General features: G+C 72.9%; 13 protein-coding genes. 6 read left to right on the top strand and 7 right to left on the bottom strand.

Annotated features, from left to right (window positions below; translation table 11 throughout):
- On the top strand, nucleotides 1–456 hold a 456-nt coding region (locus tag GA0070216_RS28840), incomplete at its 5' end, for an arabinan endo-1,5-alpha-L-arabinosidase (protein WP_141723227.1).
- A gap of 36 nt (nucleotides 457–492) precedes the next feature.
- Here GA0070216_RS28840 and GA0070216_RS28835 read toward each other — a convergent pair.
- Nucleotides 493–1467 (bottom strand): helix-turn-helix transcriptional regulator, encoded by a 975-nt coding sequence (locus GA0070216_RS28835; protein ID WP_091252651.1) that lies wholly within the window; start codon nucleotides 1465–1467, stop codon nucleotides 493–495.
- A 53-nt stretch (nucleotides 1468–1520) separates the two neighbouring features.
- Here GA0070216_RS28835 and GA0070216_RS28830 point away from each other — a divergent pair, with 53 nt between their 5' ends.
- Nucleotides 1521–2204 (top strand): alpha/beta fold hydrolase, encoded by a 684-nt coding sequence (locus tag GA0070216_RS28830; protein WP_091252649.1) that lies wholly within the window; start codon nucleotides 1521–1523, stop codon nucleotides 2202–2204.
- Between the two features lie 238 nt (nucleotides 2205–2442).
- Here the strand turns inward: GA0070216_RS28830 and GA0070216_RS28825 are convergent, their stop codons facing one another.
- Entirely contained in the window at nucleotides 2443–2679 is a 237-nt protein-coding gene (locus GA0070216_RS28825) for a lipase family protein (protein ID WP_218108305.1), read from the bottom strand.
- Between the two features lie 162 nt (nucleotides 2680–2841).
- Between GA0070216_RS28825 and GA0070216_RS28820 the strand changes: the two genes are divergently transcribed.
- The 4 genes from GA0070216_RS28820 to GA0070216_RS28805 all read left to right on the top strand — a co-directional run bounded on the left by GA0070216_RS28820 (nucleotide 2842) and on the right by GA0070216_RS28805 (nucleotide 7667).
- The gene (locus GA0070216_RS28820; RefSeq protein ID WP_245722795.1) at nucleotides 2842–3216 is read left to right on the top strand and encodes a UBP-type zinc finger domain-containing protein; all 375 of its coding nucleotides are present in this window, start codon (nucleotides 2842–2844) and stop codon (nucleotides 3214–3216) included.
- Nucleotides 3217–3274: 58 nt separating this feature from the next.
- Nucleotides 3275–3787, top strand: coding sequence for a hypothetical protein (locus GA0070216_RS28815; RefSeq protein WP_141723226.1), 513 nt, complete (start codon nucleotides 3275–3277; stop codon nucleotides 3785–3787).
- A gap of 416 nt (nucleotides 3788–4203) precedes the next feature.
- A complete protein-coding gene (locus GA0070216_RS28810) occupies nucleotides 4204–5634 on the top strand; it encodes an extracellular solute-binding protein (protein ID WP_176739188.1) in 1431 nt (476 codons plus the stop codon).
- Nucleotides 5631–7667, top strand: coding sequence for an ABC transporter permease (locus tag GA0070216_RS28805; RefSeq protein WP_091252638.1), 2037 nt, complete (start codon nucleotides 5631–5633; stop codon nucleotides 7665–7667). The genes GA0070216_RS28810 and GA0070216_RS28805 overlap by 4 nt, the downstream gene beginning before the upstream one ends.
- Here GA0070216_RS28805 and GA0070216_RS28800 read toward each other — a convergent pair.
- Genes GA0070216_RS28800 through GA0070216_RS28780 form a run of 5 tightly spaced genes read right to left on the bottom strand, consistent with a single transcriptional unit; the run spans nucleotide 7575 to nucleotide 11302 of the window.
- Entirely contained in the window at nucleotides 7575–8108 is a 534-nt protein-coding gene (locus tag GA0070216_RS28800) for a hypothetical protein (protein ID WP_091252632.1), read from the bottom strand. The genes GA0070216_RS28805 and GA0070216_RS28800 overlap by 93 nt on opposite strands.
- Nucleotides 8105–9319 (bottom strand): molybdopterin-dependent oxidoreductase, encoded by a 1215-nt coding sequence (locus tag GA0070216_RS28795; protein WP_245722794.1) that lies wholly within the window; start codon nucleotides 9317–9319, stop codon nucleotides 8105–8107. Before GA0070216_RS28795 ends, GA0070216_RS28800 begins: the two co-directional genes overlap by 4 nt.
- Nucleotides 9316–9957 (bottom strand): methyltransferase domain-containing protein, encoded by a 642-nt coding sequence (locus tag GA0070216_RS28790; RefSeq protein ID WP_218108304.1) that lies wholly within the window; start codon nucleotides 9955–9957, stop codon nucleotides 9316–9318. Before GA0070216_RS28790 ends, GA0070216_RS28795 begins: the two co-directional genes overlap by 4 nt.
- A complete protein-coding gene (locus tag GA0070216_RS28785) occupies nucleotides 9954–10646 on the bottom strand; it encodes a TIGR04282 family arsenosugar biosynthesis glycosyltransferase (protein WP_245722793.1) in 693 nt (230 codons plus the stop codon). The genes GA0070216_RS28790 and GA0070216_RS28785 overlap by 4 nt, the downstream gene beginning before the upstream one ends.
- Entirely contained in the window at nucleotides 10643–11302 is a 660-nt protein-coding gene (locus GA0070216_RS28780) for a glycosyltransferase family 2 protein (RefSeq protein WP_091252626.1), read from the bottom strand. The genes GA0070216_RS28785 and GA0070216_RS28780 overlap by 4 nt, the downstream gene beginning before the upstream one ends.
- Between the last annotated feature and the right edge of the window lie 88 nt (nucleotides 11303–11390).

Genomic DNA, 11390 nt, shown 5'->3' with positions numbered 1-11390 from the left:
TGGCTCAGTTTCGGGTCGTTCTGGTCGGGCATCAAGATGGTGGCGCTCAACCCGGCCACCGGGAAACGCTCGGATACGACGGTGCGCAGCATCGCGGGACGTAACGGAGGCGCGATCGAGGCGCCGGTGATCGTGCGGCACGGCAACTACTACTACCTGTGGGTGTCGTTCGACCGGTGCTGCCAGGGTGCGGCGAGCACGTACCGGGTCATGGTGGGCAGGTCGACCTCGGTCACCGGCCCGTACGTCGACCGCAACGGGGTGGCGATGACCTCAGGCGGCGGCACCCAGGTGCTCGCCGGACACGGCAGCATCCACGGACCCGGGCACCAGGCGGTGTTCACCGACACCGACGCCGAGGTCCTCGCCTACCACTACTACGCGAACAACGGCGCCTCGTTGCTGGGCATCAACCTGCTCGGCTACGACACCGCCGGCTGGCCGTTCGTCTACTGACGGCGGACGCGGTCCGACGGTGCGCGGACCTGCTGTTCAGCGGGGTGCCGGCGGTTCGCTGTCCAACGCGGCGGTGAAACGGGCGGCCACGGCGGCCACGGCGGCCCGCAGTTCGGGACCCTCCTCGACGGTGAAGCCGAACGGGATGGTGGCCAGCCACTCCTGGGCGTACATCCGGGTGTTGGTCGTGCTGCCGGTGAGGACGCAGCGGTCGCCTGCGGGCTCCAGGCGACCCATCGTCGGTCGGACCCAGGGCGCCACCCGCTCGTAGGGCTCGTGGAACACCACCCGGGTCGGGTACTTCCACCCGGAGCCCAGGTGCGCCTCCAGGGTGGCGACGGGGTCGAGGTCGTCGGGTGGGGTGAACCGTTGCGGCAGGTGTCGCACGGCACGAATCCGGTCGATGCGGTACGTGCGGATCGCGTCCGCCCGGTGCGAGTGGCACAGCAGGTACCAGCGGCCGTAGCGCACCACCACCGCCCACGGGTCGACCACCGCCTCCCAGGACTCCCCGCTCTCGGTCGCGTAGGTGACGGCCACCTGGTGCCGGTCGGCCACGGCCGCCACCAGCGTGCTCGTCGTGGTGGGGTCGGCGGGCGCCGACCGACGGTCGGAAGCGGCCGCCGCGTACGACCGCAGCGCTGCCGCCTGCCGTCCGACGCTGTCGGGCAGCGCCCGGATGAGTTTGCTGAGCGCGGAACCGACCAGGCCGTCGGCGTCGATCGCGGCCGGCTGCCCGTCGAGTACGGCCATGACCAGGCCGATGACCTGTTCCTGGGTGAAGACGACGGCCGGCAGCCGGGCACCCCGGCCGAGGCGGTAGCCGCCGTACGGTCCGCGGGCGGAGTCGACCGGGATGCCGGCCTCGCGGAGGATGTCGACGTAGCGGCGCGCGGCGCGTTCGGTCACGCCGAGATCGGAGGCGAGCTGCCCGGCGGTCGTGCCGGGGCGGTCCCGCAGGATGTCGAGCGTACGCAGGGCACGGGCGGTGGGGCTGACGGCATTCTCCACCCGCCGGACGGTACCGGAAGCAGAACGTCCGGAATCGACGCTACGTTGTCGCCATGACTGATGAACAGATCGTGCTCGTCGGCGGCCTGTGGCTCGATGCCTCGGCGTGGGACGGCGTCGTCGCCGAGCTGACGCGGGTGGGGCGACGCGCGGTGGCGGTGAACCTGCCGGGTCAGGGGGACGGGAACACGTCGGCGACGCTCGACGACCAGGTTGCCGCGGTGCTGGCCGTCGTGGACGCGGCACCGGCCGGGTCGGTGGTGGTGGGGCACTCGGCCTCCTGCGCCCTGGCCTGGTTGATCGCCGACGCGCGGCCCTCGGCGGTGGGCCGGGTCGTGCTGATCGGCGGGTTCCCGCAGGCCGACGGGGACCTGTACGCCGACTTCTTCCCGATCGAGAACGGGGCGATGCCCTTCCCCGGCTGGGCGCCCTTCGAGGGCGCGGACGCGGCCGACCTCGACGACCGGACGCGGGCGGAATTCCTGGCCGCCGCCATCCCGGTGCCCGAGGGCGTCGCCCGGGGGACCGTCCGGCTGACCGACGCGCGGCGGTTCGACGTGCCGGTCGTGCTGGTGTGCCCCGAGTTCACCCCGGCGCAGGCCCAGGCGATGCTCGACGCGGGTGACCTGCCCGAACTCGCCAAGGCCCGGAAGGTCGACCTGGTCGACATCGACTCCGGGCACTGGCCGATGCTGAGCCGGCCGGCCGAACTGGCCCGCATCCTGGCCGACCTCTGACGGACCCGGCGGGAGCCCGACAACTCCGGTCTCCGCGACGACGACACGGCGGTGCCGGGCGACGGTGAACGGGGGCGCACCGGCGAAGTCGGGGGATGTGCCTCGGGGAACAGCGGCTGCTGCCTCGCTGTGGTGGGCGAGCGCAGCCATGCCGCGCCGACCGGGGCCGTTCCCGGGCTCGACGTGATCGTGCCAGTGCGGTGGCCGGGGGAGGCCGTGGTCTCCGGCACGTTGGAGATCACCATCCCGCCGTACGAGTGGCCGACCAGGACGACCGGCCGTCGATCCCGGTGAGCACCGCGCGCAGGTAGTCGGCGTCGTGCCGGACACTGCGCAGCGGGTTGGCCACGGCCACCGTGGGATAGCCGTCGTCGGCGAGGATGGCGATCACCCCGGCCCAGCTCGCCGATTCGGCGAACGCGCCGTGGACGAGGACGACCGTCGGCCTGCCGGGCTGTGCGGTGGTGAGGGCCATTGCCGGGTACCTCCGGATGGTGAGCGAATGTCGGGTCCAGTCTCGGACCGCGGGCGCGCCCCGGCGTGGGTCGGGCGACCGGCTCACCCGGCCGGGGGAATCGGGGCAGGGCACCGACGGGCGAGTCCGGGTACCGTAGCGGCGAGTCGAGAGGAACACGCCGTGGCAGATCAGCCCAAGCTCCTCACCGCGACTGCGGTGGGTGTCGCCCCGGAGGTGCCGCCGAGCGGTCCGGGTTGTGTCGAGTGTGAGTCCTCCGGTGGGTGGTGGTTCCACCTGCGCCGGTGCGCGGCCTGTGGCCAGGTCGGCTGCTGCGACTCGTCGCCGGGCCAGCACGCGACGGCACACGCGGCCGCGACGGGGCATCCGGTGGTACGCAGCTTCGAACCCGGCGAGTCGTGGTTCTGGGACTACTCCGACGATCAGTTCTATGCCGGCGGGCCGGAGTTGGCCGGGCCGGACTCGCGCCCGCTCGACCAGCCCGCGCCCGGCCCCGAGGGGCGGGTGCCGGGGGACTGGAAGCGCCGGCTGCACTGACGGCGCGCATGACGGGTCGGCGGGTTTGGCGCTCCGGACCGCCGGGCAGCACACCGCAGTGACCACCGCCGATGAGCCTCCCGTCATCGAGTTCCGCCGTTCCCTGGGTCGTCAGGTCGGCTTCCTGGCCACAGCGGTCCCTGTGGCGGCGCTGGCGCTGGCGGTCGTCAACCTGGCCTCCGGCGACCCGTGGTGGGACGGGCTGTGGCTGCCGCTGACGTGGTTCCTGTTCTTCTACCTGTCCCTGCCGATGTCCCGTCCGCCGTCCGCCGGTAACCAGGCGCGGCTGCCCCTGCGGCTCACCGCGGACCACCTCCAGGTGGCGGGTCCGGGCGAGCGCACCCTGGTCATCGAGTGGTCGAACGTCGCGCGTGCCGAGATCAGCGGACGGTGGTACCCGGTCCTGGTGATCGAGCCGGCCGACCCGGACCGGACCCGCCCTCCGCTCGCCCGGTGGGAGTGGGCGGGGTACGGGCAGAGCCGGCCGTACGAGATCCGGGTCCCGCTGGCCTGTCTGAGCCCCGGCCGTGACCTGCTCCGGCGCGAACTGGCCCGTCGCCTTCCCGCATGAGGCTCCGGGGCCGCCGGACGGTCGGCACGCCGCTCGCCTGCGTCAATGGCGCAGACCGGAGATCCGGAGCGCGATCCCGGTTAGTGGTATTGGTGGTAATGAATTGGGGGAGCCATCTCCCGAGTTTCGTTCAAGCCTAGGCGCGACTTTCCGAAATGTGTAGAGTGAGCGCAGCGCAGCGCCGCCCCGGTAGACGTTCCGCCGCTCGGGGCATGAGCATCTCGGGGCAGGCCGGGGAGGGCCCGCCGGACGGCGGGGCGACTTTCTCGATGACTGCGCGGCGGAAGCGGGCTGAGGCCATCCGACCAGGCAACCGTCCCCGGACGCGGCCTGCACGGAAGTCCACAGGGGACGGTGACGCTCCCTGGCCTCTCCCGGCGGGTTCCGGTGAGGCGAGACGGAGGAGGCAGATGTCGATGGGTGACAATGCGTTGCGGTCCCGGCGCGGCTTTCTGGGAATGGGGGTGGGGCTGCTCGGCGCGGCCGGCCTGGCCGCCTGCGGAGACACCTCACCATCGACGCCCAAGGTGCAGGCCGAGGTCCCGAAGGCACTCGTCGACGCCGCGGCGGCGTTGAAGGGCTCCTCGTTGGGGATGCTGTCGCAGAAGCTGTACTCGGAGGCGGCGAACGCGGCCCTCGACGCCTCGATCAGGAAGTTCGCCGACACCACCGGCACGAAGATCGGCAACAGCCTGGTCCAGGCCGACGCCGGTGACGTGGTCGCCAAGATCCATGCCGAGGTCCAGGGTGGCGTGGCGCGTGACCTCGCGTTCATGACCGACTCGCGGTTCGTCGCCCAGTTCCAGGCGCTCGGCGACCTGGAGGACGTGACGGACGTCGTCCAGGCGCTGACGGCGACGTACGGCGAACCCACCGCGGAGTCCAAGAACTTCTGCGTCTTCGACGGTAAGTGGTTCGCCATCCCCTACCACTTCATCGGGATCGGATCGTTCCTGCGCAAGGACTGGATGCGCGACGAGGGCATCACCCCCAGGGACGTCTACACCTGGGAGGAGCTGCGGGACCTGTGCCTGGCGATCTCCGACCCCGGCAAGCGGCGGTTCGGCTGGGGCATGACCGTGAACCGCTCCGGTGACGCCAACGGCATGATCGAGGCGCTGATCAACTCCTACGGCGGGGCGATCGCCTCCAACGACGGCCGGAAGGTCACGTTCGACTCTCCCGAGACGGTGCAGGCGGTGACCTTCCTCGCCGACATCTACACCAACCCCCGGTACAAGCCGATGCTGCCGCCGGGGGTGGCCGCCTGGACCGACTCCAGCAACAACGAGAACTGGCTCGCCGGCATCCTCGGCTACACCCGCAACCAGTTCAGCGTCTACGCGGACTCCAAGACCAAGAAGAACCCGGTCTACGACAACACCCACGTCTTCGCCGACTGCACCGGGCCGGCCACCGACAAGTCCCTGCTGCTCGGCCAGTCCCAGGGCTTCGTCATCTTCAAGGGCGCCAAGAACCCCGCCCTGGCCAAGCTCCTGACGCAGTACCTGGTCACCGCGCCCGCGTTGGTCGGGGTGGCGAAGGAGGCGCCCGGTCTGGCGCTGCCGGCCTGGGAGAAGGTCTGGGACGCCGACCCGTTCTTCACCAGCGGCGACCCGGCGTTCCCCATCATGCGCAAGATCACCCAGCAGCAGCTGCCACTGTCCACCAAGAACGGTCTGGACTTCCCGCAGAAGGCCAGCGCGGGACAGCAGGCCGCCGTCGGCGCCTACGTCCTCACCGACATGATGCAGCAGGCCATCCAGGGCACGTCGCCCGCGCGGGCCGTGCAGGCCGCGCACGCCAAGATGGTGCAGATCTTCACCCAGCAGGGGCTGCCGCAGTGACGTCGGTCCGCCCGACGTCCGCCCCGGCGTCAGGAGGGTCCTCGCCGCCGGAGTCCCGTTTCCGCATCGCGACCCGACGCCGGCTGGGCCGCGACTGGCGGCTCGCGGCGCTGTTCCTGGCACCCACCGCCGTGCTGGTCGGCGGCCTCGTGCTCGTGCCGATCGCCTGGTCGGTCGTCACCAGCACGACGGAACGGCACGGGCAGCAGAGTGTGTTCGTCGGCCTGGCCAACTATCTCGCCCTGGCCGACGACGAGCAGTTCCACGCGGGCGTGCTGAACTCGTTCGTCTTCACCGCGTACGCCGAGGTGTTCAAGGCGGTGCTGGGGCTGTCCGCGGCACTGCTGCTGCACCACCGACGCCGGGGCCGGGCCGTGCTGGCCGGGCTGCTTCTGCTGCCGTGGGTGGTGCCGACGGTGGTCACCGCGTTCAGTTGGCGCTCGCTGCTCGACCCGATCTTCGGCAGCGTCAACATGCTGCTCACCGAGTCGGGGATCGGGCCCCTGCTGGTGCAGTTGCACCTGGTCGACAGTTGGCCGGCAGGCTGGCTGTCCGAGCCGTCGCTGGCCATGCCGTCGGTGATCCTGGTGAACGTGTGGAAGGGGGTGCCGTTCTTCACCGTCGCGTTCCTCGCGGGGTTGAAGGCCATCCCCGTCGACCTGTACGAGGCGGCGACCGTCGACGGCGCCACGCCGTGGCGGCGGTTCCTCCACGTGACGCTGCCCGGACTGCGCCACGTGATCACCGTGACGGTGACCCTGTCGTCAATCTGGACGTTCAACAACTTCGACCTCATCTGGCTGCTGACCCAGGGCGGACCGGGCAACGCGACGGCACCGTACGTGCTGGTCGCGTACTCGAAGGCGATCCTGCAACTGCAGTACGGCGCGGGAGCGGCGGTCACGCTCGTCATGCTGCCGGTCATCGGCGGGTTGGTGTTCGTGCTGGTCCGGCTGTTACGCCGGGACTCGGGCGTGGCACCGCCCCGACGGGCCCGCAAGCCCCGGCCGGCCCGCTCGGCCCGTACCACCCGCTCGGTCCGCACCGCCCTGCCGTGGGTCGTCGCCGTGGCGACCACCGCGCTGCTGGCCTGGGCGTCGCCGCACATCTTCTGGAAGGCGGCGGCGGTCCTCGGGGTGTTCCTGCTGGTCGCGGCGGCGGTCGGCCGGGTGGTCTCGGCGCTCGGGGCCTGGGGGCGTCGCCGGGCGTCGTCGCTGGCGTCGGGGCTGGCCTCCGGTGTGGCCCTGGCCGGGTTGCTCGTCTTCGTCCTGGCCCCGCTGTACTGGATCGTCGTCACGGCCTTCAAGTCCGACGGTCAGATCGTCATGCACGACCACGACCTGTGGCCGACGCCGTGGAGCCTGCAGCAGTTCACCGACCTCTTCGCCACCAAGCCGTTCGGCCGCTGGTACCTCAACACGGTGCTGGTGTCCGTGGCGTCCACCGTGGTGGCACTGGTGTGTGCCGCCCTGGCGGGCTACGCCCTGGCCCGGCTGAGGTTCCGCGGGGCGCAGGGCTTCACCGTCACGGTGCTGATCACCTATGTGATGCCGGGTGCGCTGCTGTTCATCCCGCTGTACCAACTGCTCATCGGGGTGCGGCTCACCGACTCGCTGTGGTCGCTGGTCGTGACGTACCCGACCTTCACGCTGCCGTTCGCCACCTGGCTGCTGGCGGGGTACTTCGCGTCGATCCCCGTCGAGTTGGAGGAGGCCGCGCTGGTCGACGGCTGCACCCGCTTCCAGGCGTTCCTCCGGGTGATGCTGCCCCTGGCCAAGCCGGGACTGCTGGCGGTCGCGCTGTTCACCCTGACCAACGCCTGGAACGAGTTCCTCTTCGCCTTCGTGTTCATCACCAAGGACGAGTACAAGACCCTCCCGGTGGGGATGCAGTCGATGATCACCGGGGACGTCGTGCCGCAGGGACAGCTCGCCGCCGCGTCACTGCTGGTCAGCATCCCCGTGGTGATCATGTACGCCTTCGGGCAGCGCTTCCTGACCGAGGGGCTCACCGCCGGGGCGGTGAAGGGCTGACCGGGGAGGTCGCCCGCCCGGTGCGGCCGGGGCCGGTCGCCGGGACCGTCGCCGGTCGGCCGCCCAGCAGGTCAGCAGCGTCGCACCGGCGATCAGCAGCAGGACGATCGCGAGGTGGCGGCCGTAGGGCAGTGGCAGCACCGAGGGGTCGTCCGGCGGCCGGCCGAAGCCGAGGACGAGCGGCACCGCCACGACGGTGACCGTGGCGGCGCTGATCACGCCGACGCGCACCACCGGCCGGTGACGTTCCGGGACCCACCGGGCGAGCAGGGCGCCGACGGCCAGCAGCACGGCCATCCAGACGAGGTCGTGACCGGCCAGCACCCCGGCCAGGAAGAGCAGCACCCCGGTCGGCCTCAGGTCGGGGTCGGCGAGCGCGCCCACGACGGCGTACCCGATCAGCAGGGTGCCGACCGCGACGAGCGCCGCCCGGGTCCTCACGACGACTCCCGTACGGTGAGCCGGCCGACCCACTTGGTCTGCAACACGCCGGGCCGGTTCGGGGCGATCAACCGGGCGGGGTAGCCGTGGTCGGGGTGCAGGGGTTCCCCACCCAGCCGCAGCGCGATCAGCGTCAGCGGGTCGGCGACGTGCGCCGGCCCGACGGTCGACGTGCGGTAGCGGCCGGCCGTCTCCAGCGACTCGACGAGCACGGTCGCCCGGTCCGGGTCGACGCCCACCAGCGCGACCAGGTCCCGCAGCCGTACGCCGGTCCACCGCCCGGTGGCGCTCCACCCCTCCACACAGGCGATCGGCAGCTCGGCGGTGTGCTGCGGCAGGGCGCGCAGGGCGGCGAGATCCAGGTCGGTGCGCCCGCCGGGGCCGGTGACCACCAGCCGGTACGCCGGGTCCTGCGCCAGGGCGCGTACCCCGGCGCGGTGTGCGGTCTTGTTGACCGGCAGCCCCTGTGGCCCCACGTCCGGCCGGCGCGGGGCGAGCACCGCCAGGCCGGACAGCGGCCGGACGGTCTGCCCGACCGTGGTCAGGGTGATCAGTCCGGCTGCGGCGGCGACCCCACCGAGCAGCCCGCGCCGGCTGAGCCGCTCCTGCGACGACTCGACGACGGAGCGGCCGAGAGCGCCGCGCACCGCCGGCAGCTGTACGCCGATGTGCACCAGCAGCGCGCCGACCGCCAGCCATCCCACCCAGTAGTGCCCGGCGGTGAAGAAGAACGGCATCGGCCCGTACCAGCGGGCGATGTTCAGGATGCCGCCGACCACCTGGAACAGCGCCGCGGCGACCAGCACGGCGACGCTGGCGCGTTCGACCGCGTGGGCGATCGACCGGATCGGCGGCCAGCGGAACAGGTGGTGGTAGACCGACCACAGCTTGGCCCCGAGCAGCGGCACCGTGGCCAGGCCGGTCGCCACGTGCAGGCCCTGGGTGAAGCGGTAGAGGCCCACCGGGCGGGCCGGCCACCGGAACCAGCCCGGCGGGTGCTGGATCAGGTGACTGAGCAGCCCGGTGAGGAAGCAGACGGCGAACGCCACGCCGAGCGCGACGCCGAGCTGGCTGGTCAGCCGGGTGGACCGTAACCGGGACGGGAACCCGTCGGGCCGCAGTGGCCCGCGCCGCAGCGCCCCGGGCGGGGCCGGCAGCGGTGCCGACCACCGCCGGGCGAGCCGCCGCAGGGCAGTCGGCCGACCGGTCACCGGGGGGTGAGGGTGGCGAACCACCGGCCCGCCTCGGTCCAGGTGTCGCGCACCCGCATCGCGGTTCCCCCGGCCAGCGCGGCAAGATCGTCGAGGGGTACGCAGGCCCACCGCAGCGGGCTGCCGACGCCACCCGGGGTCTGCACCATGGCCGTGCCGGACCAGGCCGGCGTGCCGGGCGGCGCGAACTCGGCGTGCAGGTGGCCGTTGGCCGCCAGCAGCCGACGACAGCGGCGCAGCAGCCGGTACGGGTCACCGCCGATGCCGACGTTGCCGTCGGCCAGCAGCAGGTGCGGCCAACGCCCGGCGCCCGGCACCGGGCCGAAGACGTCACGTTGCAGCGCGACGGCACCGCGTTCCCGGGCCAGCCGGACGGCGGTGGCGCTGACGTCGATGCCGAGCGCCGGCCGGCCGGCGTCGATCAGCGCACCGGTGAGCCGCCCGGGGCCGCAGCCGACGTCGAGGGTGGGGCCGGTGCAGCGCTGGAGCAGGGTCGCGTCCCCGGCGACGGCGTCCCGGCACCAGACCGCCGGGTCGAACCGGAGCACGCCACCGCTCGGGTGCCGGGCGGTGAACGCGGCGGGGACGCCCGACGCGGCCCGGTCGAACACGGCGTCGAAGAGGGCCACCGCGTTCACCGGGCGACCGCCGTGGGGGAGGGGACGTCGGTGGCGACGGCGACGGCGAACCGGCTGTCCGGTGGGCACGACGCGGCCACCGCGTGGGCGTCGGCGGCGGTGTCCACGTCCCGCAGCCGGGGCAGCAGGTGGACCCGCAGACCACGGTGGCGCAACGCGGCCAGGGTGAGCTGTCCGGTGCTCGCCACGGAGGTGGGGATCGCGCGCAGGACCGAGGCGTGACCGGGGTCGCGCAGCCCCAGCGTCCACCACCCGCCGTCGTCCGCCGGCCCGAGCACTGCGTCCGGCCCGTCCGGCCGGCACAGCAGCTCCAGCGCGTTGTCGAGGTGACCGGCGGTGAGCTGCGGGGTGTCCATGCCGATCAGCAGGGTGGCCGTGCCCGCCGTGCGGGTGTCGGCGAACGCGTGGGCGAGGCGGTCGCCCAGCGGGCCGCCCCGCTGGGCGAGTCTCGTCCAGCCCTCGGGGGCCGGGTGGTCGCCGTCGACGACCAGGACCCGGGTGCCGGCCGTGGCCGTGGCGACGGTGTCGAGGGTGTCGGCCAGGGCCGCCGCGGCGACCCGGGCGGCCTGGGTGGGAGTGCAGGGCGGGCAGAGCCGGGTCTTGACCCGGCCGGGTTCCGGCGTCTTGGCCAGCACCAGCACCTGTGGGGCGCGGTGCGCGGGGACGGTCGGCTGGCGGGGGGCGTTCACCGGGCCAGCACCGCGCTCATGTCGCGTACGGCGCGGGCGGTGCCGAGCACCGTGCCGGTCACCTTCGACCGGGTCCCGGCCGCCCGGGGGTGGTAGTCGACGTCGACCTCGACCACCCGCCAGCCGGCCCGACCGGCCGAGATGAGCAGCTCCAGCGGGTAGCCGAAGCGGCGGTCGCGCAGCCCCAGCGCCAGCAGGTCGGCCCGGCGGACGGCCCGGATCGGCCCGATGTCGTGGACGTCGAGGCCGGTGGTGCGGCGCAGCCGGTGGGCCAGCAGGGCGTTCGCCGCCCGGGCGTGCAACGGCCACACCCCCCGCGCGGTGGGGCGGCGTCGACCGGTGCCCAGTTCCGCCTCGCCGTCCCGGACCGGATCGGCCAGCCGGGGCAGCTGCGCCGGGTCGAACGACCCGTCGGCGTCCAGCACGCACACCACGCCGTCGACCGGGTCGGCCGCCAGGACCCCGGCGTGTACGGCGGCGCCGTACCCGGGTTCGGCCACGCTGATCACCTCGGCGCCGCAGGCGCGGGCCACCGCCGCCGAGCCGTCGGTGGAGCCGTTGTCCACCACGATCGGCCGGTACCCGGCCGGCATCCGGGCCAGCAGGTCGGGCAGGGCCGGGGCCTCGTTGCGGCAGGGAAGAACCACATCGGTCATGCTGCGGACGGTAGGACACGATCCGGCCGGAAGTTCTTACCTGGTGATGACGGAATCCGGGGCAGCGGCGAACCGCTGACGGAGTTCT

Source organism: Micromonospora matsumotoense, from assembly GCF_900091525.1.
In the GTDB taxonomy this organism is placed as follows: Bacteria; Actinomycetota; Actinomycetes; order Mycobacteriales; family Micromonosporaceae; genus Micromonospora; species Micromonospora matsumotoensis.
This window is presented reverse-complemented; position numbering and strand designations above follow the sequence as displayed.